Origin of the sequence: Yersinia nurmii, assembly GCF_001112925.1 — a bacterium.
In the GTDB taxonomy this organism is placed as follows: Bacteria; Pseudomonadota; Gammaproteobacteria; order Enterobacterales; family Enterobacteriaceae; genus Yersinia; species Yersinia nurmii.
Genome location: NZ_CPYD01000013.1, coordinates 1 through 26,277, shown reverse-complemented (window position 1 = coordinate 26,277; position 26,277 = coordinate 1). Strand labels below are relative to the sequence as shown.

The window sequence follows — 26,277 nt, the reverse complement described above, 5'->3', positions numbered from 1 at the left end:
GACAACGCCTGCAAGTTGGGCGCTTACGCGCCCATTAGCAATTTAGTGCTTTACGCCGGGACGACGGGCCAATGCCACGCCAGCTCCGACTAATGCGCCAATCGCTCCCCACATAATCATTAGGAAAGCGCGACGCGGGCTATCGCGAGTTACCGGGTCTTCCGGAGTACGCAGGTAACGGTAGGTCTGGAATTTATCTTCCAGCGTCGGCCCAACGTTTAATGTTGCCAGCATAGCGCGGTTTTGATCGTAATCGATATCAAAGCTTGGGCCTGATGCTTCCAGAGTTTCTAAACGCGCCTGAAGCATAGGTTTGCCCAGCAGGAACATTTTGGAATCTGGCAGTTGTTCCGCAGGCGTATCCGTTTGGTTACGACTAATACCCTGTTGTTCGGCCACTTTGAGTGCTTGTTTAACCGCATTCAGCTCACGATCGTAAACCGCCTGCGCTACGGCTTCCTGCCGCTTAACCTGTGCTTTCATTGACTGAGTTCGCGCAGCCCATGCCCCTTGAATTTCATCATTCAAGTGACTGGCAGCACGCTGGCTAGCAAAATCGACATACTCTCGCAGCAATTTGTTCGAGTCAGTTGCGGTTTCCGCGGTCAATTTCACGCTGTCATTCAGCACTTTTTTGTCATCGTGCGGCGTGAATTGAATATTATTGACTAACTCATCCAGCAAAGCCGCATCCGCCTTCGCATCCCCTTCCTGACGTTGCTTGTAGTAATCACTCTTCAGCCAGAAGTCACGACGGGTATCGTAAGCCGCTAGTTGAATGATGAACTCATTATAAGCTTCGTCAGAAATACTCGGCTGCTCACTAGCCGAACCTGAAACTAAACGGGAATCCAGGTTACGCAAAAACTGCTGTTGGGAATAATAGCCGCCTAGATTATTAACCGTTGGCTTATCGGTAATCGCAGTGGCACTCCACTGCTGCTTCACTAAGTAGGACACGCTTAGGGCAATGACGGCAAACAGAACCGCCATACCGATAATCCAGGCTTTACCACGCCATAGCGTGCAGCAAAGGCCGCGGATATCTAATTCGTTATCGACAGCCAGTTCATTGTTAGTAGACGTTTTTTCTGGTTTCATCACTGCCCAAAAGCCTCTGATTAAGATACATGCTTATTATTAGCCCGCCGCATCCGGCGCTTAATACGCTTGATGAAACGCGCCACTCGCCAGGCTCGTTTGATGCAGTAGCCATACAGGAAGAATGCAAGCAAGAATAATGCCAACATTACCCATTCAGGAACAAATACCAGTCGTTCGCCGATAACACCAACGGCCGCCAGTAAGGCCGCAGCCAGGGTAATTAGGACAAATGCCTGTCGGGAAGTGAAGCCTGCGCGCATGATAAGATGGTGGATGTGCTGGCGGTCAGGTGAGAACGGACTCATACCTTTACGTAAGCGGCGATACATAATGGCAATCATGTCCATTAGCGGAATCGCAATAATCCACAGAGCGGTAACCGGATTGATCGGATGGGTTTTACCCTGAGTAGTCTGCAACAGAATCCAAATGGCGGTAAAACCAATCAGCGTACTGCCCGCATCGCCCATAAAGACTTTATAGCGGCGCCCCAACAAACCGAGATTTAGCAAGATATATGGCGTAATCGCCGCAATCATCGCAAAACACCAAAACGCCAGTGCCATATGGCCAGCCTGATAGAGCAAGATGCCCATCGCACCGAATGACACGCAAGACAGCCCACCCAGCAGCCCGTCAATACCGTCAACCATATTGAATGCGTTGATAGCCGCCCACACGGCAAACAGCGTAACCACGTAACCGAACGGGCCGAGAACCATTTCCCACGGGCCAAGAACGTGTCCAAGGCTGTGTAGATAAAGTCCGGCAAACGCCATCATTACTACGCCGACCAGAGCCTGAACAAAAGCGCGGATTTTAACGCTAATATCAAAACGGTCATCCAGAGCACCAACGAACACTAATAAACCGGCGCAGGCCAGATAGAGTGAACCGAATGGAATTTGCTGGCTGGATATCAGGAAGGCAAAACAGATACCCGCATACACAGAAATACCGCCGACTAAGGGAATCAGCCCCTGATGGCGTTTACGGTAATTGGGTTTATCGACGAGACCGATTCTCTTTGCCACTTTACGGGCGATAAATAAAAAAGCTAAAGAAAACAGCAGGACGATTAGAATCTCTGTACTCATGGTGAGTAATTTCACGTTAAACAGCTCTCTGCAAAAGATAAGGCAGCTTAGCATGTGAGTAAACTTACTCCACGATGCAAAACAACCTTTCAGTCATTTCCTATTAGGGTGACAGCCTATATTGTTTTTACAACAATATCCTCGTTCTATTCACGGATAACTCAGAGCTAGATACGAAAATGCCATCACCATTAACGGTGTAGATCTACTGATCAAATAAATAAGCGTATTTATCGTATATTCCAAACGTGAAAAACGCCACGACTGAGCGTGGCGTTTTTTTCGTTTTATTTAAATTACGAACGTCTCATCATATCGAAGAAGTCGTCGTTGGTCTTCGTCATAGCTAATTTATTAATGAGGAATTCCATTGCATCAATTTCACCCATTGGATGGATAATTTTGCGCAGAATCCACATTTTTTGTAATTCTTCGGTCGTGGTGAGCAACTCTTCTTTACGGGTACCGGAACGGTTGTAGTCGATAGCAGGGAACACACGTTTCTCAGCGATTTTACGCGCCAAGTGCAATTCCATGTTACCAGTACCTTTAAATTCTTCGTAAATCACTTCATCCATCTTCGAACCGGTATCAACCAGAGCGGTTGCGATGATGGTCAGGCTTCCGCCCTCTTCCACGTTACGTGCCGCACCGAAGAAACGCTTAGGACGATGCAGGGCGTTAGCATCCACACCACCGGTCAGAACCTTACCTGAAGCAGGAACCACGGTGTTATAGGCGCGAGCCAGACGAGTAATGGAGTCCAGCAGGATGATAACGTCTTTTTTGTGCTCAACCAGACGTTTCGCCTTCTCGATAACCATTTCGGCGACCTGAACGTGGCGAGACGCTGGCTCATCAAAGGTAGAAGCAATAACTTCACCTTTAACCAGACGCTGCATCTCGGTAACTTCTTCCGGGCGCTCATCAATCAGCAATACCATCAGCACGCAGTCTGGGTGATTGTAGGCAATGCTGGTTGCAATGTTCTGCAACAGCATGGTTTTACCCGCTTTTGGCGGTGCTACGATCAAGCCACGTTGTCCGCGACCAATCGGCGAAGCCAGATCCAACACGCGCGCCGTTAAGTCTTCTGTTGAACCGTTACCGCGTTCCATGCGCAAACGTGAATTTGCATGCAGCGGGGTTAAGTTTTCAAACAGAATTTTATTACGGGCGTTTTCCGGTTTGTCATAGTTAACTTCGTTAACTTTTAACAGTGCAAAATAACGCTCGCCTTCTTTTGGCGGACGAATCTTACCGGAAATGGTGTCACCAGTGCGGAGGTTGAAACGGCGAATTTGACTTGGGGATACATAGATGTCGTCGGGACCGGCAAGGTAGGAGCTGTCTGCTGAACGGAGGAAACCAAATCCATCCTGCAATATCTCCAATACGCCGTCACCGAAGATATCTTCTCCACTTTTAGCATGTTGCTTCAGGATAGAGAATATGATGTCTTGTTTACGCATCCGGGCCAGGTTTTCCAGCCCCATATTTTCGCCAAGTGTAATCAGGTCAGAAACCGGCGTATTCTTTAATTCGGTAAGATTCATAATGGTGGGTTCTTAAACTCGGGGTATGTCTCGAACTTTAGTCGTGAATGGGTATGGCAGCGTCATCCGTGCCTGTTTAATGGACATTCAATCTCGGCCTTGTGTGCTGCGCGAGTAATAGCTTGCGCAAAATTCGCACTCAACGACGGCAATAAATTGAAGGTACCTTAGACTGATTTTTTAAAACCGTTAGACTGTCAAAAAACCGATTGAGTTCATATATATTCTCAACGCAAATGTTTCGACATAGAGTAAAACTTTAGATTCAAACTATTTAGGTGCTACAGAATTTTTTAGATGCTACAAACCTAGATTCTACTCACAGGTATGTTCTATACGCAGTGGAATAAACTTAACACGCTTCTTTGCAGGCGTCTAGCGGTCAGTGTGAAAATCACACCCACCGCAGGACACCCGGCTTTTGACACTAATATCGACTACAGATTTTCGTCCAGGAACGCTTTCAGCTGGCTCTTGGACAGGGCACCCACTTTGGTTGCCGCAACCGCACCGTCTTTAAACAGCAACAACGTCGGGATACCACGGATGCCGTATTTTGGCGCTGTGCCCGGGTTCTGATCGATGTTCAATTTAGCGATGGTCAGTTTGCCTTCGTATTCTTCGGCAATCTCATCCAAAATCGGAGCAATCATCTTGCACGGACCACACCATTCAGCCCAGAAATCGACCAACACCAGGCCAGTGGCTTCCAGCACGTCAGTGGCGAAGCTGTCGTCACTCAGGTGAATAATTTTATCGCTCATGTTCTACTCCAAAGGATTGTGTCTACCTAGTTGATGTAGCATTAACCAACATTAGGTTGACTTTATTTCACCGGATACGCTTTCGTAAAGCAATAGTTAGCTGATATTCTACCACACTATGAGCAAAACACACTTGACTGAACAGAAGTTTTCCGACTTCGCCCTGCACCCGCTAGTTGTTGAAGCCCTTGAAAATAAAGGGTTTCAATATTGCACGCCGATTCAGGCGTTAGCATTGCCACTCACCCTGTCCGGGAGAGATGTAGCAGGTCAGGCGCAAACCGGTACCGGAAAGACGCTAGCATTCCTGGCGTCTACTTTTCATTATTTGCTTTCGCACCCAGCAGAAGAGGGTCGTCAGACTAACCAGCCTCGTGCATTAATTATGGCACCGACGCGGGAACTGGCGGTACAGATTCATTCTGATGCTGAAGCCTTATCCCAGATTACCGGTTTGAAACTGGGTCTGGCCTACGGCGGTGACGGCTACGACAAACAGCTTAAAGTGCTGGAAAGCGGCGTCGATATTCTTATCGGTACCACTGGCCGTCTGATCGACTACGCAAAGCAAAACTACATTAATCTGGGCGCTATTCAGGTCGTGGTACTGGATGAAGCCGATCGTATGTACGATTTGGGCTTTATTAAAGATATCCGCTGGTTGTTCCGCCGCATGCCTGCGGTAGAAAAACGTCTGAATATGCTATTTTCCGCTACGTTGTCTTACCGCGTACGTGAACTGGCGTTCGAACAGATGAATAACGCCGAGTACGTGGAAGTGGAGCCGTTACAAAAAACCGGCCACCGCATTAAAGAAGAACTTTTCTATCCTTCAAACGAAGAAAAGATGCGCCTGTTACAGACGCTGATTGAAGAAGAATGGCCTGATCGCTGCATCATTTTTGCCAACACCAAGCACCGCTGTGAAGAAATCTGGGGCCATCTGGCTGCCGATGGACACCGCGTTGGCCTGCTGACCGGCGATGTGGCGCAGAAAAAACGTCTGCGAATTCTGGAAGATTTCACCAAAGGCGATTTGGATATTCTGGTAGCAACCGATGTTGCGGCTCGTGGCCTGCACATTCCGTTGGTAACCCACGTATTCAACTACGACCTGCCTGACGATTGCGAAGATTACGTTCACCGTATCGGTCGTACCGGTCGTGCTGGCGAAAGCGGCCATTCAATTAGTCTGGCTTGCGAAGAATATGCACTAAACTTACCGGCTATTGAGACCTATACCGGTCACAGTATTCCTGTAAGCAAATACAATAGCGATGCGCTGTTGACTGATTTACCAGCACCAAAACGTCTGGCACGTACCCGCACCGGGAATGGCCCGCGCCGTAATTCTGCACCTCGCCGTAACGGCGCGCCGCGGAACAACAACCGTAAACGACCAGGCTGATAACGCGATGCTAAGCTCCACCTCACTTTATGCTGCCATCGATCTTGGCTCCAACAGTTTCCATATGTTGGTGGTACGTGAGGTGGCAGGCAGTATCCAAACGCTGGCACGTATTAAACGCAAAGTTCGGCTGGCCGCTGGATTAGATGCCAATAACCATCTATCACATGAAGCAATGGAACGCGGCTGGCAATGTTTGAAGCTGTTTTCTGAACAGTTGCAGGATATTCCGCGGGAACAAATTCGCGTGGTCGCCACGGCAACCTTGCGTTTGGCCTCCAACGCCGACCAATTCCTGCAAACGGCCATTGAAATTCTGGGCTGCCCGATTCAGGTGATTAGCGGTGAAGAAGAAGCGCGGCTGATTTATCACGGTGTCGCCCACACGACCGGCGGGCCAGAAAAGCGTCTGGTGGTCGATATTGGCGGTGGCAGTACCGAACTGGTAACCGGTTCCGGCGCGCAGGCGGCCATATTGGTCAGTCTGCCGATGGGCTGCGTAACCTGGCTGGAACGTTATTTCAGCGATCGCAATCTGGAACAGGAAAACTTTGACCAGGCCGAATTAGCGGCGCGTGAGATGATCAAACCGGTCGCGGCACGTTTTCGTGAGCACGGTTGGCAAATTTGCGTCGGCGCATCCGGTACAGTGCAGGCTTTGCAGGAAATTATGGTCGCTCAAGGCATGGACGAACTGATTACGCTGCCAAAGCTGCAACAACTGAAACAAAGAGCCATTCACTGTGGCAAGCTGGAAGAACTGGAAATTTCGGGTCTGACGCTGGAAAGAGCCTTGGTATTCCCCAGCGGCCTATCGATTTTGATCGCTATTTTCCAGGAATTGGGTATCGAAAGCATGACGCTGGCCGGCGGCGCACTGCGCGAAGGTCTGGTGTACGGCATGCTGCATTTACCTATTGAGCAAGATATTCGCAGCCGCACTATTCGTAATCTGCAACGCCGCTATTTGCTGGATATCGAGCAAGCTCAGCGCGTCGCGCAGTTAGCGGATAACTTTTTTCTACAGGTTGAGAAACAGTGGAAACTAGAGGGTAGATGTCGGGAATTATTGCAAAATGCCTGTTTGATCCACGAAATCGGCCTTAGCGTTGATTTCAAGCTCGCTCCGCAGCATGCAGCCTACCTGATTAGGTATCTGGATCTGCCTGGATTTACCCCCGCTCAAAAACTGCTTCTCTCCGCTCTCTTGCAAAACCAAAGCGGCACTCTGGATTTATCACTGCTTAGTCAGCAAAACGCGTTACCCGTAGTAATGGCGCAGCGTTTATGTCGCTTGCTACGTCTGGCGATCATTTTCTCCAGTCGTCGTCGGGATGACACCTTACCCGCGGTAAGATTACGCGCCAATGGCGACACTCTGTGCGTGCTATTACCACAAGGCTGGCTGCAACTTCATCCTTATCGTGCCGAATCACTGGTACAAGAAAGTCACTGGCAAAGCTATGTTCAGTGGCCTCTTACTCTGGAAGAGTTTCGTTAAGCAGTATCTCGGGCGGTTATAGATAGCCGCCCACTATTTCTCCCTTTCCTTCTTCAAGTCACCCTCCCTCATCACTATTTCGTGTAAAAAAACAGCAAGCACTCAATATGTGATCGCCTCCAGCTTAAAAACAAAACAATGTGTGTATTTTTATAGAACAGCGTTTCTTTTTAGTCCTATTTCCTCCAATCAGAAGGCAACGCTGTCTGCGACAACGCTCTCCATTTCAATGAGGAATAAGAATGCGCGTACAGCTTCAACACCGTCATCCCCTGAATATACTGTTGATTATTTCTGGTTTGGCACTCGCCCCTGTTACAGCATTGGCCGAACTGAAAGCACCGCAAAATCTACAGGTTCCCACGCTAGCTTATGACGAAAACAGCATAGTATTAGTGTGGCAAGCGCCGGAAGATAACGGTCAAATCGTCGATTATCAGGTGTATTCCGCAGGGAAACTACTGGGCCTCGCCAGTGAAAATAATGACCAATACTCTCCGGCCAAACCCTATATCAATCATTTCTACGCAAATGATAAGCAGCAATTCCAGCGCAAGATTCTGATGCAGAATTTCACCGTACAGGGGCTAAAACCTGACACGACTTACTCGTTCAGCGTCAGAGCGCGCTATGCCGACGGTTCACTGTCACCTGACAGTCGGGTGATGACTGCGAAAACAACGGCGTTACCTCAGGTGCTAAATATTCGTGATTTCGGTGCCAAAGACGATGGGAAAACCCTCAATACCCAAGCGATTCAACGGGCGATTAATAGCTGTAAACCGGGTTGTCGCATTGATATTCCCCCTGGGGTGTATAAAACCGGTGCGCTGTGGCTAAAAAGCGATATGACATTGAATCTTCAGGCTGGCTCGACCTTGCTGGGTTCGGAAAATCCAACGGATTATCCCGCGGGCTATTATCTTTATAGCTATTCCACCGTCCAGCGTCCGGCCTCGCTGATTAATGCCATAAATCCTGATAAGACCGCGCCGGGCACCTTCCGAAATATCCGCATCGTTGGCTTTGGAACTATCGATGGCAACGGCTGGCTCCGCGCGAAAACCGGCGAAATATCCGATGAATTAGGCAATAAGTTGCCACAATACGCCGCGAGCAAAAATACCAAAGTGCACGAAGACGGCATTCTAGCCAAAAATCAAGTTGAACAGGCTGTTTCCACAGGAATGGATCTAAAAACGGCTTACGGCCAGAAACGCTCCAGTTTGATCACCTTGCGCGGCGTAGAAAACCTGTATTTAGCCGGATTCACCGTTCGTAATCCGGCATTTCACGGCATTATGAATCTGGAAAACCACAACGTGGTAGCTAATGGTTTAATCCATCAAACTTATGATGCTAATAACGGCGACGGTATTGAGTTCGGCAATAGCCAGAATGTCATGGTGTTCAATAACTTCTTCGATACTGGCGATGATTGCATTAACTTTGCAGCAGGTACTGGCGAAATGGCTCAGCAACAGGAACCGATGAAAGGAGCGTGGTTATTTAACAACTATTTCCGCATGGGCCACGGCGCTATTGTCACTGGCAGCCATACTGGTGCATGGATTGAAGATATTCTGGCGGAAAATAACGTGATGTATCTGACGGATATTGGCCTAAGAGCCAAAAGTACTCGCTCAATCGGCGGGGGCGCACGCAACGTCACTTTTCGCAATAATGCCATGCAAGATATCGCCAAGCAGGCCGTCGTCATGACGCTGGACTATGCGGATAGCAATGCCAATCTGGATTATCCTCCGGCGAAAACTCCTGCTCAATTCTATGATTTTACAGTGAAAAATGTGACGGTGAATAACCAGACCGGAAAAAACGCATCCATTGAAATTAAGGGGGACAGTGACAAACAAGCCTGGCACCGTCTGGTGCATTTCGACAATGTGAAATTCAATCGAGTCATGCCAACGGCAATCAGCGATTTACGTGATAGCCAGTTCAATCAGGTTATTTTCACTCAACTCCGGGGCGAAACCCCTTGGCATTTCGGCGCGATACAAAATGTGACGGTAGATGGGAAACCCGTGACACCATAGAGTTCATCAACAGATTTCCCTACCCATTACTTCTTGGCATTTGCCAATTGAGCACGAATACTGGCCAGATGACTCTGGCCTTTTTGCATCCGTTCTTCCGGCGTAATCACTTTACGCTCCGATTCCCAATCCAGATCATCTTGCGGTAATTCCATTAGAAAACGGCTAGGTTCCGGCCGCATCAATTCACCGTATTGACGACGCTCCCGACAGTGTGTGAAAAACAGTTCCCGCTGGGCGCGAGTGATGCCAACGTAGGCCAAGCGTCGTTCTTCATCCACATTATCTTCGTCGATGCTGCTTTGGTGAGGCAGCAGCCCTTCTTCCATGCCGACTAAAAATACGTAGGGAAATTCCAGACCTTTCGAAGCGTGCAAAGTCATTAGCTGCACCTGATCCAACTCTTCGTCGCTTTCTCCGCGTTCCATCATATCTCGCAGGGTGAAACGCGTGACAACCTGAGCCAAAGTCATCTGATCGTCCAGTTCCGAACCTTCCAACATTTCCGTCATCCAGCTAAACAGCATGTTGACGTTTTTCATCCGCATTTCTGCCGCTTTCGGGCTGGGAGAGGTTTCAAACAGCCAGCTTTCGTATTCCATTCCGTGAAGCAAATCCCGGACGGCGGCAATAGGTTCACGCTCCACCAGCCGAATAATACTCTCCAGCCAGTGAGTGAAACGCTGTAAAGACTCCAGTCCACGGCCTGTCAGATGTTGGCTCAAACCTAAGTCAAAGCTGGCGTGAAACAGGCTCTTGTTTCGGATATTCGCCCATTCCCCTAGTTTCTGAATCGTTGCCGGGCCAATTTCTCGTTTCGGCGTATTCACTATGCGTAGGAAGGCGCTGTCATCGTCCTGATTAGTTAGGACGCGTAGATAGGCAAGCAAGTCCTTGATTTCAGGACGAGAGAAGAAAGAGTCTCCGCCGGAAATGCGATAAGGAATTCGGTTTTGCACCAACAACTTTTCGAAAAGCCGCGATTGATGGTTACCGCGATACAAAATAGCGTAATCGCCGTACTGAGTTTTCTTAATAAAGTGATGGGCGATCAGCTCTCCCACGACTCTTTCGGCTTCATGGTCTTCATTATTGGCGGTAATCACTTTCAGCGGCTCGCCGTAACCTAATTCGGAAAACAGTCGTTTTTCAAAAACGTGCGGGTTATTGGCAATCAAAATATTGGCCGCTTTCAATATCCTCCCAGAAGAACGATAGTTTTGTTCCAGCTTGATCACCTGCAACTGAGGAAAATCTTCATTCAGCAGCACCAAGTTCTGAGGCCGTGCACCACGCCAGGAATAAATTGACTGATCGTCATCTCCCACCACGGTAAAGCGCGCCCGATTGCTCACCAATAACTTAACCATTTGATATTGGCTGGTATTGGTATCCTGATATTCATCTACCAGCAAATAACGCAGTTTATCCTGCCAGCGTTCGCGCACTTCTTCGTTTTTTTGTAACAACAGCGTGGGCAGAGAAATTAAATCGTCAAAATCCAGTACGTTGCAGGCTTTTAAGTGATCGTCATACAAGGCGTAGCAGTGGGCGAAGATCTTATCGCGTTCCGAACGCGCCTGTGCAGCCGCGGCGGTCGGAGTCATTAGATCGTTTTTCCAATTAGAGATCGTCGAGATCAACTGCTGTAGCTGAGTTTTATCCTCTTCCAGCCACTTGCTGGTAAGATCTTTTAGCAACCCCATCTGATCCTGTGCGTCAAACAGCGAGAAGTTAGATTTCATCCCCAGCGCTTTATATTCTTTCTTAATGATTTCCAGCCCCAAAGTATGGAAAGTTGAAATCATTAAACCGCGAGCTTCTTTGCGCCCCAGCGTTTGCGCCACGCGCTCTTTCATCTCGCGAGCGGCCTTATTGGTAAAGGTTACAGCGGCGATATGGCTGGGCTTATAGCCACACTGACGAATCAAGTGCGCGATTTTATTGGTAATTACGCGGGTTTTACCCGAGCCAGCGCCTGCCAGCACCAGGCAGGGGCCGGTGACAAATTCAACGGCTTGTTGTTGGCTAGGATTTAATCGCATAGTGCTCGGTTACTCAGTGGGGTGGTGGGGAGGAGGATTGTAGCAGAAAGAAGCGGGTGAAAAAAAACGCCTATCATTTTGACTTACCGCTTTCAAGCCGCTAAAAGCTTCAATCGTCGGCAAAATACGCTACACTGGCGGCCGATTAAAGGCGATCTTCATTCAAATTACATTGTGGTGATAAGTATTATGGCGAACAAAGCTTCTGCATTGCATATTCTGGTCGATGATGAAAAACAGGCAAATGATATTCTGGCGCAGTTGAACAATGGCGCTAATTTCCAAGAATTAGCCAAGAAATACTCTAACTGTCCGTCTAAACGTAACGGCGGCGATCTGGGTGAGTTCAACAAGGGCGATATGGTGCCAGCTTTTGATAAAGCGGTCTTTAGCTGTGAATTGCTACAACCTTACGGCCCGGTAAAAACCCAGTTCGGTTATCACATCATTAAAGTGCTATACCGCAGCTAATATTACTTAGCTTGAATGTAAAAAAACCGGCACTCGTGGCCGGTTTTTTATAGCGAAGATCTCGAGCACGACCCAATCTCAAATGGCCAGCGAAGTAGCTTGATTAGCCCGCAACCGCGATGCGTTTCATATCCTTCATATACCCACGCAGCTTATGCCCTACCGCCTCAATCGGATGGTGACGAATCGCTTCGTTAACATCACGCAACTGAGCGTTATCTACCGCAGTACCCGCTACGCTTTTCCCCAGATCCCCGGCTTGCAGAGAATCCATAAATTTGGCTTTCAGCAGCGGTACGGCTGCATTAGCGAACAGATAGTTACCGTATTCTGCAGTATCAGAGATAACCACATTCATTTCATACAAACGCTTACGAGCGATGGTATTGGCGATCAACGGCAGCTCATGCAGCGATTCGTAATAGGCTGATTCTTCGATAATTCCTGAGTCAACCATGGTTTCAAACGCCAATTCTACCCCGGCTTTTACCATGGCAATCATCAGTACGCCGTGGTCAAAATATTCCTGCTCGGAAATTTTACCTTCGAACTGCGGCGCGTTTTCAAAGGCCGTTTTACCGGTTTCTTCACGCCACTTCAGCAATTTCACATCGTCTTCTGCCCAGTCGGCCATCATGCCGCTGGAGAATGCGCCGGAAATGATGTCATCCATATGTTTTTGGAACAGCGGCGCCATGATTTCTTTCAGTTGTTCTGACAGCGCGTAGGCACGCAGTTTCGCCGGGTTAGACAGACGATCCATCATCAGAGTGATACCGCCCTGTTTCAGCGCTTCGGTGATGGTTTCCCAGCCGAATTGAATCAGTTTTTCAGCGTAGGCTGCATCCGTACCTTCTGCTACCAGTTTGTCGAAGCACAGCAGAGAACCCGCTTGCAGCATACCGCACAGAATGGTTTGTTCACCCATCAGGTCGGATTTCACCTCCGCAACAAATGAAGATTCCAACACGCCAGCGCGGTGACCACCGGTTGCAGCAGCCCAGGCTTTAGCGATAGCCATGCCCTCGCCCTTAGGATCATTTTCTGGATGAACGGCGATCAGCGTTGGTACACCGAAACCGCGCTTGTATTCTTCACGTACTTCGGTGCCCGGACATTTCGGCGCAACCATCACTACGGTTATGTCTTTACGTACCTGCTCGCCAACTTCCACGATATTAAAACCGTGAGAGTAACCCAGCGCCGCCCCGTCTTTCATTAACGGCTGAACGGCCTGAACCACGGCGGAATGCTGTTTGTCTGGCGTCAGGTTGACGACTAAATCAGCCTGCGGAATCAGTTCTTCGTAAGTCCCAACTTTGAAGCCATTTTCCGTCGCTTTGCGCCATGATGCACGCTTCTCGGCAATGGCTTCTTTACGCAGAGCGTAGGCTACGTCCAGGCCAGAGTCGCGCATATTCAAACCCTGGTTCAGACCCTGAGCACCACAACCGATGATCACCACTTTTTTACCTTTCAGGTAGTTCGCTTCGTCTGCAAATTCTTCACGTCCCATAAAGCGACATTTACCCAATTGCGCCAACTGCTGGCGCAGGTTCAATGTGTTGAAATAATTAGCCATAGTGGTACTCCGTTCGATGTTGTGTTGCGTTATTTTCACATCCCCCAGTCTGTGTGAGGGATTCTCTTGAATTCACTATATGTCAGGAAATCCGTTGCTGAAATTGATATATTTACAAGGTGTCGTTGCAGATTTTGCAATATAACTATTTCTTCGCCAACGAGAGTCAGCGCTATGGATTTACGTGACCTGAAGCTGTTTTTACATCTGGCTGATAGCCGCCATTTTGGTCGCTCGGCCAAGGCAATGCATATCAGTCCATCCACCCTATCTCGCCAGATTCAGCGGTTGGAAGAAACCATAGGGCAGCCGTTGTTTCTGCGGGATAACCGTACCGTGCAACTCACCGATGCCGGCACCCAGTTGAAAGCCTTTGCTCAACAAACCTTATTGCAATATCAGCAGTTGCGTCATGCCCTGGGGCAGCACGGGCCATCACTGAGCGGCGAGCTAAGACTGTTTTGCTCCGTTACCGCCGCCTACAGCCACTTACCGCCGATTCTGGATCGTTTTCGCGCCGAACACCCACTGGTGGAAATCAAACTGACCACCGGCGACGCCGCCAACGCCGTAGACAAAGTGCAGTCTAACGAAGCTGACTTGGGGATTGCTGGTCGTCCTGAAACCCTGCCTGGCACGGTAGAATTCACCCAAATTGGCGAGATTCCATTAGTACTGATTGCACCTGCGCTACCCTGCGCCGTGCGTACTCAGGCTGCTGAAGCTCATCCCGATTGGAACAATATTCCGTTTATCCTGCCGGAACACGGCCCGTCGCGAAAACGCATCGACTTATGGTTCCGCCGCCATCGCATTACTAACCCACTGATTTACGCCACCGTTTCCGGCCACGAGGCGATTGTTTCGATGGTTGCTCTCGGTTGCGGCATTGCCCTGATTCCGGAAGTTGTGGTGGAAAACAGTCCAGAACCCGTGCGAAACCGTATTTCTTTGCTAGATAATATTTCGCTGGTTGAACCCTTTGAACTGGGAGTCTGCGTGCAGAAAAAACGTTTAAACGAACCCTTGATCGAAGCATTCTGGGGGCTGCTACACAGCCCCCAGAATGCAAATTAACCCGCGAGGAAGAATCTAAACGCCGGATTATCGGTTTCATCATGGCAAATGTAGCCCAGCGCAGTCAGGTGCTGTTCAAATTCCGGCTCGGTCTCGGACAGCTCGAAGCCCGCCAACACTCGGCCAAAATCGGTGCCATGACTGCGATAATGGAACAACGAGATATTCCAGTGGGTACCGAGCGTATTGAGGAATTTCAACAGCGCGCCCGGTGATTCCGGGAATTCAAAGCTGTACAAACGTTCGCGCAACGGCTTGGAAGGACGACCGCCGACCATATAGCGGACATGCAGTTTGGCCATTTCATCGTCGGACAAATCCACGACCTGATATCCATCCGCCTGTAATTCAGCAATAATTTCAGCCCGCTCGGCGAATCCTCGGGTCAAACGCACGCCGACAAAAATGCAGGCGTTATCCGCGTCCGCGTAGCGATAGTTAAATTCGGTTACCGCCCGACCGCCTAGCAATTGGCAAAAGCGCAAGAAACTGCCTTTTTGCTCGGGAATCGTTACGGCTAACAGCGCTTCTCGCTGCTCACCTAGTTCACAACGCTCTGAGACATAACGTAAACCGTGGAAATTAACGTTAGCGCCAGAAAGTATATGAGCCAGACGTTCACCTTGAATATTATGCTGCTGAACATATTTTTTCAGACCCGCCAGCGCTAGCGCACCGGACGGTTCCGCAATCGCACGCACATCTTCAAAAATATCTTTGAGCGCCGCGCAGATGGCGTCGCTATCCACGGTGATAACGTCATCCAGATATTCCCGACACAGGCGGAAAGTTTCGTCACCAATGCGTTTCACCGCTACACCTTCGGCAAACAGCCCAACGCGAGCCAAATCAACCGGAGCTCCCGCCGCTAATGCCGCTTGCAGACAGGCAGAGTCTTCCGCTTCCACGCCGATCACTTTGATTTGCGGCATCAGTTGTTTAATTAATACCGCCACGCCAGCGGCCAGCCCGCCGCCGCCAACTGGAACAAAAACCCGATCTAAATGGGCGTCCTGTTGCAGTAGTTCCATCGCCAGCGTGCCTTGTCCAGCAATGACCGCCGGATGATCGAAAGGCGGTATAAAGGTGTATCCCTGCTGGCGGGAAATTTCGATGGCTTTAGCTTTGGCCTCATCAAAATTGGCGCCAAACAACAGTACTTCGCCACCAAAGCTACGCACCGCATCCACTTTGATGTCTGCTGTGGCAACCGGCATCACAATCAGCGATTTAATGCCCAGTTTACTCGCAGAAAGCGCTACGCCTTGTGCGTGATTACCCGCAGAAGCGGTCACTACGCCGCAAGCTTTCTGCTCTTCATTGAGTCCAGCCAGCATGGCATAAGCGCCACGTAGCTTAAAACTGTGTACCGGATGGCGATCTTCCCGCTTCACCAAAATAGTGTTACTGAAGCGAGATGAAATTTTTTCCATCACCTGTAATGGCGTGACCTGCGTAACTTCATATACCGGCGCGCGCAGCACCGCCCGTAGGTACTCTGCGCCACTGGGCGCATCAGGTAATGCTTGTGATTCCGCCATAGCCCCTAGCCTCCCAGCTTACTTTTATCACGAACAGCGCCTTTATCTGCGCTGGTTGCCAGTGAGGCATAGGCGCGCAAGGCGTAGGAAACCTGACGTACGCGGTTTTTAGGTGTCCAAGCAGCGGAGCCGCGAGCTAATTCGGCTTCATGGCGAGCCGCCAGTTCAGCGGCCGGTACATCTAATTCCATGCTGCGCTGAGGAATATCGATATCGATCATGTCGCCGTCCTGCACCAGCCCAATCAGACCACCGCTGGCCGCTTCTGGCGAAACGTGACCAATAGACAAACCGGAAGTCCCTCCGGAAAAACGCCCGTCGGTAATCAATGCGCAGCTTTTGCCTAACCCCATAGATTTCAAGTAGGTCGTTGGATACAGCATTTCCTGCATGCCCGGCCCGCCTTTCGGCCCTTCGTACCGAATAATCACTACGTCCCCGGCAACCACTTTCCCACCCAGAATCGCTTCTACGGCAGCGTCCTGGCTCTCATATACTTTGGCTGGGCCACGGAAAGTCAGGCTTTCTTTATCCACACCGGCAGTTTTTACAATACAGCCGTTTTCAGCCATATTGCCGTACAGCACGGCCAAGCCGCCGTCCTGACTGTAGGCATGCTCGCGCGTACGAATGCACCCTTCCTGACGGTCGGTATCTAGCGATGGATAGCGGCAATCTTGCGAGAAAGCTTTAGTGGTACGAATACCCGCAGGCCCCGCGGAATACATGTTTTTGACTTTTTCATCGCGGGTCAGCATAACGTCATAGGCTTTCAGGGTTTCCGGCAGGCTCAGTCCCAATACGTTTCGAACTTCGCGGTTCAGCAAACCGGCACGATCCAACTCGCCCAAGATCCCTACAACGCCACCGGCACGGTGCACATCTTCCATATGGTATTTCTGAGTACTCGGTGCCACTTTGCATAAATGTGGAACTTTACGCGACAGACGATCGATATCCGTCATGCTGAAATCCACTTCGCCTTCCTCAGCCGCCGCCAGCAAGTGCAGAACGGTATTGGTAGACCCCCCCATCGCAATATCCAGCGTCATGGCGTTTTCAAACGCCGCCTTGTTGGCGATATTACGTGGCAGCGCACTGGCATCATCTTGCTCGTAATAGCGTTTAGTCAGCTCAACGATATGTTTGCCGGCATCGAGGAATAATTGTTTACGATCGGCGTGAGTCGCCAGCAATGAACCGTTACCTGGGAGCGCTAAACCTAGAGCCTCATTCAGGCAGTTCATCGAGTTAGCGGTAAACATACCGGAGCAGGAACCGCAGGTCGGACAGGCGGAACGTTCAATTTGCGCACTATCTTCGTCGCTAACGTTCGGATTCGCGCCCTGAATCATCGCATCGACCAAATCCAGCTTGATAATTTTATCTGACAGTTTGGTTTTACCCGCTTCCATCGGGCCGCCGGAAACGAAAATAACCGGAATATTCAGACGCAGAGACGCCATCAGCATCCCTGGGGTGATTTTGTCGCAGTTGGAAATACACACCATGGCGTCGGCGCAGTGCGCGTTAACCATATATTCCACAGAATCCGCGATTAACTCTCGTGAAGGCAGAGAATAAAGCATGCCACCGTGTCCCATGGCGATACCGTCATCCACCGCAATAGTATTGAACTCTTTTGCCACGCCGCCTGACGCTTCGATTTGCTCGGCCACCAGCTTGCCTAAATCACGCAAATGAACGTGCCCAGGGACGAATTGGGTAAAGGAGTTAACCACCGCAATAATAGGTTTGCCGAAGTCATCATCGGTCATACCCGTAGCGCGCCAAAGTGCTCGGGCACCCGCCATATTGCGGCCATGAGTGGTGGTATGGGAACGGTACTTAGGCATTATCTCTTCACTCCTGTGTCTTTTATAAAGCAGGTGGCGAACGAACCACCCGCTGGTTCTGTCTGTCACTTTTTAGTTATTATTGATTGATCGGATCCAACCAGCCGTACTTATCTTCAGTTTCGCCGGTAAACAGACCAAAGAACGCCTGCTGGATTTTCTCGGTAATCGGGCCACGTTTGCCAATACCGACCTGAATACCATCAACGCTGCGTACTGGGGTAATTTCGGCGGCGGTGCCAGACATAAAGACTTCATCAGCCAGATACAGAGATTCGCGAGACAGCACTTGCTCACGCACTTCCAGGCCCATATCTTTGGCCAGCTTGATAATGGCATCGCGGGTAATACCCGGCAGTGCGGATGAGGTAAATGGCGGAGTGAACAATATTCCGTCTTTCACTTCAAACAGGTTCTCGCCCGCGCCTTCGGACAAGAAGCCGTGAACGTCCAGCGCAATTCCTTCCTGATAACCATGACGGCGCGCTTCGCTGCCCACTAATAAGGAAGAAAGGTAGTTACCACCGGCTTTAGCGGCGGTTGGAATGGTATTCGGCGCAACGCGATTCCAAGATGAAACCATGGCGTCAATGCCTTGTGCCAGCGCTTCCTCCCCCAGATAAGCCCCCCAAGGGAATGCGGCGATGATAACGTCGGTTTTGTAGCCTTCCGGTGGATTAACGCCCATTCCCACGTCACCGATAAACACCAGAGGGCGGATGTAGGCGCTAGTCAGTTTATTTTTGCGCAGCGTCTCGCGACAGGCTTCCATCAGCTCATCGACGGATTGCGAAACTGGCATCCGATAAATCTTGGCTGAATCATGCAAACGCTGCATATGTTCGCGATGGCGGAATACCACTGGGCCTTTATGCTTGGTTTCATAGCAACGGACACCTTCAAAGACTGATGTTCCGTAATGTAACGCATGAGACATTACGTGAACTTTGGCTTCTGCCCACGGAACCATTTCGCCGTTAAACCAAATGTAATCAGCTTTCTTAGTCATTCTGTACTTTCCTTCTAGCGCCTCAGGCGCGTATTTGTAATGTATTGGGTTGCTGGATTTCTACACTTGCAACATCCAACAACTTATTCAACTGAGAAGACAGTAAATCTACCGAACGCTGGCTAGCAACGGTCAGTTCAATATTAATATTTTCGTCATTAACGATAGACGACATATTCATAGCACAAACCTGAAAGCCGCGGTGGCGTACCACTCGCAATACTCGCTCTAACATTTCAGGGCGGAAGCGGGCTTGGATCGAGAGCTGATGTTGCATCATGAAATTTTCTCCAGCATGGTTTCGTTACCTGCGCCCGGCGGAACTAACGGCCAGACATTTTCGAGTTCGTCGATGGAAACCTGAAGCAGGTACGGGCCGGTACTGTTAAACAGTGCGTCCAGTGCGGCATCGACTTGGTCTTTGCGGGTGATACGTTGGCCGGGAATGTCAAAAGCGCTGGCCAAAGTGATGAAATCGGGATTATCGGATAAATTGGTCTCACTGTAGCGGGCATCAAAGAACAGCTGCTGCCACTGTCGAACCATGCCCAAGCGCTGGTTATCCAACAAAACGATCTTCAGCGGCAACTGTTTGCGCTTTATCGTTCCCAGCTCTTGAACATTCATCATAAAGGAGCCATCGCCGGACACGCAGATAACCATGTCTTCCCGACGAGCCATTTGCGCGCCGACGGCCGCCGGAACACCAAAGCCCATCGTGCCCAACCCGCTGGAAGTGATGAAGTTCTCCGGGCGGGTGAAACTCATATGTTGTGCAGTCCACATTTGATGCTGACCGACATCGGTAGTGATAACGGTTTCAGGCCCTTTACGATCGGAAATCTGTTTCAGTAACAGCGGTGCATAAATTGCTTGCCCCGGATGGTCATAACGCCAGCTATGCTGTTGCTTCAACGCAATCACTTCATCGCGCCACGGCTGGATGTCCAAACGTTGCTGCAACGCGGGAAGCAAGGTTTTCAAATCGCCCTGCAAGGCAACGTGAGCCTGACGCAGTTTGTTTAACTCCGTCGGATCGATATCCATATGAATAACTTTGGCTTTCGGTGCGAAGGCGTTCAACTTACCGGTCACTCGGTCATCGAAACGAGCTCCGACGGCGATCAACAAATCACACTCCTGCACCGCCAGATTGGCTGCCTTAGTACCGTGCATACCCAGCATGCCTAAATAGCAAGGATGCTCAGCATCAGGGGCACCCAAACCCTTCAAAGTCACTACGGCGGGAATCCCGGTTTCAGCGATAAACGCTCGCAAGGCAGGCACCGCTTGTGCCATACCGACGCCACCACCGACATAAACGATCGGTTGTTTGGCCGCACTTAACATTTCGTAAGCCTGTTGGCGTTCGGCATAGGAATCCAGATAGTGTTCTTCAACCGACAGCAAATGCGGGTGTAACTCTCCGACGGCTAACTGAATATCTTTTGGAATATCAATCAAAACCGGCCCAGGGCGACCGCTACTCGCGATGGCAAAGGCCTCAGCCATGATGCCCGGCAACGCGTCTAAAGACTCAACCAGAAAACTGTGTTTGGTGCAGGCCAAAGACAGGCCAAGGACATCGATCTCCTGAAAAGCGTCGGTGCCGATTAAAGCAGAGCCCACCTGACCGGTGATAGCGATAACCGGAACAGAATCCAATAACGCGTCTGCCAGACCGGTGATCAAGTTAGTGGCTCCAGGGCCTGAAGTGGCGATGCACACCCCGACCTTTCCGGTTGCGCGAGCATAACCGATGGCAGCCATTACTGCCCCTTGCTCATGGCGACACAGTAGATGTTCAACGCCACCGTCATACAAGGCATCGTAGACTGGCATAATTGCCCCACCCGGATAGCCGAATACCGTCTCCACCCCTTGCGCACGTAGCGCTTGAACCACCCACTGAGCACCATTCATAGTTATTTCCCCGAACTTTTGAGAGCGATGCAGGATTTTGTTCTGTTGTTCATTTTACGTTCACCGCGTCTTTTTACTGGCCAATAAAAAACCCCCGGACCTTTCGGTGCGGGGGTTCTCTTGTGATTAAGGCTTGATTTTTATGCCTTTCTTCGTCCAAGTGCAGCCCCGCACGGTGGGATAATAATCACCACCACGCTAATTAGGACTAGGTTAATCACTTGGACGAGAGCTTTCATAATCGGTTGTTCACATGTCTGTTGTCGAACGAATACCTACAGAGTTATCACAGTTATTATCGCCATGACAATATTTTTTTAAAAAGTAATTTTGTGACCCAAGACTACAATTGCAATAATTGTGTTAATTATCAAACGATAAAACCGATATTTCTTTCCCTGATTTTTATACAGAAAATTTACGCTTAACGTCCCCTAGGTTTAAAAAAATGTCAGAGATACTTTTGTTCTGAGCCTGAAATCCCTTCGTAAACGAGACATTTTTTACGATCGACCACGCAAAATTCATGTCTTCCCGCGTAATCAAAACGATAGTTTTCGCGCCTTCTCGCAGGCTAAACACCATCCTAATGACAAAAAAACTCAATTCGGCAAGATGCCAGACATCAGAAGGGGGAAAACTATGTCACTGGCCGTCATCCATACCCGCGCTTCCATTGGTGTGCAAGCGCCTCCAGTCACCGTTGAAGTGCATATTAGCAACGGGTTACCGGGGCTGACATTAGTCGGGTTACCCGAAACAACGGTGAAAGAAGCGCGGGATAGGGTACGTAGCGCCTTATTAAACAGTGGATTTATCTTTCCGGCTAAACGAATTACCGTCAGTTTGGCGCCAGCAGATTTACCCAAAGAAGGCGGTCGCTACGATTTACCAATAGCCTTAGCCATCCTAGCAGCCTCAGAGCAAATCCCCGCAGATAAGCTAGATCAATATGAGTTTCTTGGTGAACTCGCCCTGTCAGGCGGTTTACGCAGCGTTAGCGGCGCTATTTCAGCCGCTCTGGCCAGTACCGGTGCCTCTCGTCTGTTAATACTGCCCTGCGCCAATGAAACGGAAGTTGGCTTAATCATCAAAGGAAACAGTTTAGTTGCAGAGCATCTTCTGGCTGTTTGCGGTTTTCTGCGTGGAGAAGGCTCACTTTCCCCCCCAAAACAAGCAAGTGATTGGCAGGAATGGGATAACGCACTCGACCTACAGGATATTATCGGGCAGCAACAGGCTAAACGCGCACTGGAAGTCGCCGCTGCCGGAGGACATAACTTACTGTTACTGGGGCCACCTGGCACCGGGAAAACTATGTTAGCCAGCCGATTAAATGGTTTACTCCCACCCTTAAGCAATCAGGAAGCGCTGGAAACTGCCACCGTAGCCAGCTTATTGCAAGGGCATCAGGCTCCAACGCATTGGCGCAAGCGCCCATTTAGATCGCCACACCATAGCGCATCAATGGCCGCGTTAATCGGCGGCGGTTCTATACCTCGCCCCGGAGAGATCTCGCTGGCACATAACGGCGTGTTATTCTTGGATGAACTGCCTGAATTTGAGCGCAAGGTACTGGACTCGTTACGGGAACCCTTAGAATCTGGCGAAGTGGTTATCTCGCGAGCAACGGCAAAAGTGTGTTTTCCAGCCAAAATACAGCTTATCGCAGCGATGAACCCCAGCCCCAGTGGACATTATCAGGGGCGACACCATCGCGCACAGCCACAGCAAATACTCCGTTACCTTGCCAAATTATCCGGCCCATTCCTCGATAGATTCGATTTATCCATTGAAGTGCCATTGCTACCGAAAGGTTTATTGAGGATGCAAAAAAATAGCGGGGAAGATAGTGCAACCGTCAGGCAGAGAGTATTACAGGCCAGAGAAAAACAATTGCATCGTTCAGGAAAGATAAATGCCCAACTCAGCAGCAAAGACGTTGCTCGATTTTGTGTCGTCACACCACAAGATGCGCAATTTCTTGAACAAGTGCTGCTGAAGCTCGGTTTATCCGTACGAGCCTGGCATAGGATTCTGAAAGTTGCGCGCACGCTCGCCGATCTGGCGCAACAGGATGACATTCAAAAGCCACACATTTCTGAAGCATTGAGCTATCGTTGTATGGATCGTTTACTGTTACAGCTACACAAAGCGTTGACGTAAAAATGGGGCTTTCGCCCCATTTCTATTAGTCATCGCTATCGACATAGTCTTCCGTTGCATCAGCCTGCGGTTTACCGCCAGACAGTGTATGGAAGCGCTTTGGACGCCGAATTCGGGTGATGTATTTGGACCACACTTTTTCCGCATCGCTGACGGGCTCGCGTTCGCCACGACAAACGGCAACAAACTGTTGCTCTTCTTCGTTTGCTGGCTCACGTTTGCCTAAATCCAGCTCGTTGAAAGCATAGCCATGACGCTCTAGCAATTGCGCCTCTTTAATGGTGAAATCACCGTGACGCGAGAACCCGCGAGGATAGTGTTTGTTATCAAAAAAACGATTGGTTGTGATGAAGCTATCCGCCATCTGACACGCTCCTAATTCTGTCATGGTCGTGCTGTTTATGGCGCGGAGTATTAGATAGGCTTGACATCGTGTAAAACAAAACATTTAAATCTTAACGACAAAAAAAATTGGAGATAGGTGTGGACACCGAATTACTGAAAACCTTTTTGGAGGTCAGTAGAACTCGCCACTTTGGCCGCGCAGCGGAATCTTTATACTTAACACAGTCAGCAGTGAGTTTCCGAATCCGTCAGTTGGAAAATCAATTAGGTGCAAATTTATTCACTCGTCACCGGAATAATATTCGCCTAACGCCAGCCGGCGAACGTTTGGTGCCCTACGCAGAAACCTTGATGAATACCTGGCAGTTGGCCAAGAAGGAGGTCATACACTCTCTTCAGCATACTGAGCTATCGATTGGCGCAACGGCATCACTATGGGAAGCTTATCTCACCCCATGGCTACAGACACTCTATCTCCAACGAGAAGGGCTGCGCCTCGAAGCTCGTATCGCGCTACGCCAGTCTTTAGTGAAGCAATTGCATGAACGGCAACTCGACCTTTTAATCACTACCGAGCCGCCCAAAATGGACGAATTAGCCAGCCAACTATTGGGCAATTTTTCATTGCGGCTTTTTTCATCCGGCCAGCAAGATAAAACCGAAGAAATGCCGTATATAAAACTGGAGTGGGGGGCCGATTTTCATCAACAGGAAAATCGCCTGTTAGACAGTGAGCAAATGCCAGTTCTGACAACGACTTCGGCCCATTTGACGCGACAACTCTTAGACACTACTGGCGGCTGTGCATTTTTACCTGAGCATTGGCAAAAAGATTACCCGCAACTTGTTGCTAACCCGGAGATCCCCGCAATAGTCCGGCCGTTGTACGCGGTATGGTTACAAAATAGCGATCAGCAGATATTAATCCGCCAATTATTAAAAACTCCGATGAATAACGCCGCTGAAGGGGCAACACGGAGTTAATCGAGAAACACTTAGCCTTTGATTGCGGAATCATATAAAAGGCGCTCATTGCCTTCTGGGTGGCAATAAAGCTAACTGGCAGAAAAGTAATGGTTATTTTCCCCGCCATGATCCGACAGTACCGCGAAAGAAAATATAACCCTGGATTAAGCTCTAAATCAGCACGCTAAACAGCGTGCCTACACCCTCGTTAAGTGGGGTGCCATATTATCATCGCTGCACACTGCGACGCTTAGAAACAACGCTTAGCTTATCGAGAGGCTGGAAGTGAAAATAATTGCAGATAGCCCAGCGAGCATTCTGGATAGCATATAAATCTAAGTACTGATGTATTTATACCAGCTTGAAAATTCCCATTTCAGAACGACTATTCCCATCAATCGCGCAAACGTCGCGCCCAAAATACGGGTGAAAATACCAAAGCCGCGACCACATTACTAAGGGTGTGAAATAGCTTCTATCGTGAATACAGTGCAACCAAGCTATCCAATCATGGGAATAGCGTAGCGAACCGGGAACCAATGAACAACATACCAATTTGGTTGCGCCCCAGAGTAAGACTCAACTGACTTCTCCCTGATACCAACCCATCCGTAACATATTGTTTTATATTGAATTATCAATTACTGGCCGCAATAATCTGGAACAGATATCTCCAGCATGCATGAGTGAGTGAGTGAGTGAGTGAGTGAGTGAGTGAGTGAGTGAGTGAGTGAGTGAGTGAGTGAGTGAATAATAACGAATCTCGCCGTTTTAATCTGGCTTCCTCACCTCGTTGTGTATCGATAATTTTAAGCGTAATGCCTCATTTTATATCATTGTGTAAATACTTTCGTTTCCACAAACACCCTCTCTATTTGAGACCGGCGTCAGAGAAATCACAACTGAGAAACAACCTGATCTGCAATGCAGATCGTCGTTACAACAGTGGCAAACATTGATGTCAATTCTCTTATCACAGGGTTTCTTCACGGCACTATCATCTCAAGGTGACAGGCAATATTGCTCTAGTATTCAAATAAATAAGCAGAGACGTCATAAACAATCTGAGTGGGTCAGAATTAATTCAATTTTTATTTAAGAGGGACTAATGCAAAGTACTAATTAATTTTTTATACGATTCATTGTCGTGATGATAGGTAGAAATCCACTATAAAATAACAACATGCTGTACGAAAACCGACCTAAAAAATGCAATTTACGAACATTGACCATCTGAATTTTAAGGTTAATTTAATATATTTAACGAGAAAATGAGGGCTATTTCGGCGAGACGCGAACAAAAATCAGACAATAACAAGAGGTCAGGAGGTCAGGAGGTCAGGAGGTCAGGAGGTCAGGAGGTCAGGAGGTCAGGGTAATGAATAATCACTGCAAAAGTGTATCTTTTATTTGTTTGATAAAAATAAAAAACCCCTCGCTTTCGCGAAGGGTTATTTATTTGGCAGGGGCGGAGAGACTCGAACTCCCAACACCCGGTTTTGGAGACCGGTGCTCTACCAATTGAACTACGCCCCTAAAGAGGGTGGCGGAACGGACGGGGCTCGAACCCGCGACCCCCTGCGTGACAGGCAGGTATTCTAACCAACTGAACTACCGCTCCACCGATTCTGTTACTTATACTTCCGTATATATTCCCGTTAGGGCCAGCATTTCCTTGCTGTTTAGCCACCAGATGTCACTCTGATAACTTGTGTTTGATGCCTGGCAGTGTCCTACTCTCGCATGGGGAGACCCCACACTACCATCGGCGCTACGGCGTTTCACTTCTGAGTTCGGCATGGGATCAGG

The 26,277-nt window shown here is 49.3% G+C and carries 20 protein-coding genes, 2 tRNA genes and 1 rRNA gene; 7 read left to right on the top strand and 16 right to left on the bottom strand.

Annotated features, from left to right (window positions below; genetic code table 11):
• Positions 1-42: 42 nt before the first annotated feature.
• The 4 genes from wzzE to trxA form a co-directional block, all read right to left on the bottom strand.
• Positions 43-1,101 (bottom strand): ECA polysaccharide chain length modulation protein, encoded by a 1,059-nt coding sequence (wzzE, locus tag AD970_RS15035; RefSeq protein ID WP_049600756.1) that lies wholly within the window; start codon positions 1,099-1,101, stop codon positions 43-45.
• A 20-nt stretch (positions 1,102-1,121) separates the two neighbouring features.
• Positions 1,122-2,216 carry a UDP-N-acetylglucosamine--undecaprenyl-phosphate N-acetylglucosaminephosphotransferase gene (wecA, locus tag AD970_RS15030; protein WP_120806496.1) on the bottom strand — a complete coding sequence of 365 codons (1,095 nt, stop codon included), beginning with the start codon at positions 2,214-2,216 and terminating at the stop codon, positions 1,122-1,124.
• Positions 2,217-2,497: 281 nt separating this feature from the next.
• Positions 2,498-3,757, bottom strand: coding sequence for a transcription termination factor Rho (gene rho / locus AD970_RS15025; RefSeq protein WP_049600753.1), 1,260 nt, complete (start codon positions 3,755-3,757; stop codon positions 2,498-2,500).
• A gap of 437 nt (positions 3,758-4,194) precedes the next feature.
• A complete protein-coding gene (trxA, locus tag AD970_RS15020) occupies positions 4,195-4,521 on the bottom strand; it encodes a thioredoxin TrxA (protein ID WP_049600750.1) in 327 nt (108 codons plus the stop codon).
• 118 nt (positions 4,522-4,639) lie between these two features.
• Here trxA and rhlB point away from each other — a divergent pair, with 118 nt between their 5' ends.
• The 3 genes from rhlB (at position 4,640) to AD970_RS15005 (ending at position 9,487) form a co-directional block, all read left to right on the top strand.
• Entirely contained in the window at positions 4,640-5,929 is a 1,290-nt protein-coding gene (gene rhlB, locus AD970_RS15015; protein WP_049600747.1) for an ATP-dependent RNA helicase RhlB, read from the top strand.
• 7 nt (positions 5,930-5,936) lie between these two features.
• Positions 5,937-7,430, top strand: coding sequence for a guanosine-5'-triphosphate,3'-diphosphate diphosphatase (gene gppA, locus AD970_RS15010; protein ID WP_049600744.1), 1,494 nt, complete (start codon positions 5,937-5,939; stop codon positions 7,428-7,430).
• A 242-nt stretch (positions 7,431-7,672) separates the two neighbouring features.
• Positions 7,673-9,487 (top strand): glycosyl hydrolase family 28 protein, encoded by a 1,815-nt coding sequence (locus AD970_RS15005; RefSeq protein WP_049600741.1) that lies wholly within the window; start codon positions 7,673-7,675, stop codon positions 9,485-9,487.
• A gap of 26 nt (positions 9,488-9,513) precedes the next feature.
• Here AD970_RS15005 and rep read toward each other — a convergent pair whose 3' ends face one another.
• Entirely contained in the window at positions 9,514-11,532 is a 2,019-nt protein-coding gene (gene rep, locus AD970_RS15000) for a DNA helicase Rep (RefSeq protein ID WP_049600738.1), read from the bottom strand.
• A gap of 189 nt (positions 11,533-11,721) precedes the next feature.
• Here rep and ppiC point away from each other — a divergent pair, with 189 nt between their 5' ends.
• Positions 11,722-12,003 carry a peptidylprolyl isomerase PpiC gene (gene ppiC, locus AD970_RS14995; protein WP_042526483.1) on the top strand — a complete coding sequence of 94 codons (282 nt, stop codon included), beginning with the start codon at positions 11,722-11,724 and terminating at the stop codon, positions 12,001-12,003.
• 103 nt (positions 12,004-12,106) lie between these two features.
• On the opposite strand, the gene ilvC is transcribed toward ppiC, so the two are convergent.
• Complete coding sequence (ilvC, locus tag AD970_RS14990) at positions 12,107-13,585, bottom strand: ketol-acid reductoisomerase (protein WP_049600735.1); 1,479 nt, start codon at positions 13,583-13,585, stop codon at positions 12,107-12,109.
• A 174-nt stretch (positions 13,586-13,759) separates the two neighbouring features.
• Between ilvC and ilvY the strand changes: the two genes are divergently transcribed.
• Positions 13,760-14,662, top strand: a complete 903-nt coding sequence (gene ilvY, locus AD970_RS14985) for an HTH-type transcriptional activator IlvY (RefSeq protein ID WP_049600732.1) — start codon at positions 13,760-13,762, stop codon at positions 14,660-14,662.
• Here the strand turns inward: ilvY and ilvA are convergent.
• The 6 genes from ilvA to ilvL form a co-directional block, all read right to left on the bottom strand.
• Entirely contained in the window at positions 14,659-16,203 is a 1,545-nt protein-coding gene (gene ilvA, locus AD970_RS14980; RefSeq protein WP_049600729.1) for a threonine ammonia-lyase, biosynthetic, read from the bottom strand. The genes ilvY and ilvA overlap by 4 nt on opposite strands.
• Before the next feature lie 5 nt (positions 16,204-16,208).
• Complete coding sequence (ilvD, locus tag AD970_RS14975) at positions 16,209-18,059, bottom strand: dihydroxy-acid dehydratase (protein WP_049600727.1); 1,851 nt, start codon at positions 18,057-18,059, stop codon at positions 16,209-16,211.
• A gap of 79 nt (positions 18,060-18,138) precedes the next feature.
• A complete protein-coding gene (locus AD970_RS14970; protein WP_049600726.1) occupies positions 18,139-19,068 on the bottom strand; it encodes a branched-chain amino acid transaminase in 930 nt (309 codons plus the stop codon).
• A gap of 22 nt (positions 19,069-19,090) precedes the next feature.
• Complete coding sequence (ilvM, locus tag AD970_RS14965; protein ID WP_049600724.1) at positions 19,091-19,348, bottom strand: acetolactate synthase 2 small subunit; 258 nt, start codon at positions 19,346-19,348, stop codon at positions 19,091-19,093.
• Entirely contained in the window at positions 19,345-20,991 is a 1,647-nt protein-coding gene (gene ilvG / locus AD970_RS14960) for an acetolactate synthase 2 catalytic subunit (RefSeq protein WP_049600723.1), read from the bottom strand. Before ilvG ends, ilvM begins: the two co-directional genes overlap by 4 nt.
• A gap of 140 nt (positions 20,992-21,131) precedes the next feature.
• Positions 21,132-21,230: an ilv operon leader peptide gene (ilvL, locus tag AD970_RS19015; protein WP_071665674.1), complete on the bottom strand. Its 99-nt coding sequence runs from the start codon at positions 21,228-21,230 to the stop codon at positions 21,132-21,134.
• A gap of 403 nt (positions 21,231-21,633) precedes the next feature.
• Between ilvL and AD970_RS14950 the strand changes: the two genes are divergently transcribed.
• Positions 21,634-23,157 carry a YifB family Mg chelatase-like AAA ATPase gene (locus AD970_RS14950; RefSeq protein WP_049600720.1) on the top strand — a complete coding sequence of 508 codons (1,524 nt, stop codon included), beginning with the start codon at positions 21,634-21,636 and terminating at the stop codon, positions 23,155-23,157.
• 25 nt (positions 23,158-23,182) lie between these two features.
• Here the strand turns inward: AD970_RS14950 and AD970_RS14945 are convergent, their stop codons facing one another.
• A complete protein-coding gene (locus AD970_RS14945) occupies positions 23,183-23,521 on the bottom strand; it encodes a DUF413 domain-containing protein (RefSeq protein WP_049600717.1) in 339 nt (112 codons plus the stop codon).
• A gap of 119 nt (positions 23,522-23,640) precedes the next feature.
• Here AD970_RS14945 and hdfR point away from each other — a divergent pair, with 119 nt between their 5' ends.
• Positions 23,641-24,486: an HTH-type transcriptional regulator HdfR gene (gene hdfR, locus AD970_RS14940; protein WP_049600714.1), complete on the top strand. Its 846-nt coding sequence runs from the start codon at positions 23,641-23,643 to the stop codon at positions 24,484-24,486.
• A gap of 1,442 nt (positions 24,487-25,928) precedes the next feature.
• On the opposite strand, the gene AD970_RS14935 is transcribed toward hdfR, so the two are convergent.
• The 3 genes from AD970_RS14935 to rrf all read right to left on the bottom strand — a co-directional run.
• Positions 25,929-26,004, bottom strand: a tRNA-Trp gene (locus tag AD970_RS14935).
• 8 nt (positions 26,005-26,012) lie between these two features.
• Positions 26,013-26,089, bottom strand: a tRNA-Asp gene (locus tag AD970_RS14930).
• Between the two features lie 99 nt (positions 26,090-26,188).
• Positions 26,189-26,277, bottom strand: a 5S ribosomal RNA gene (rrf, locus tag AD970_RS14925); the annotation flags it as partial.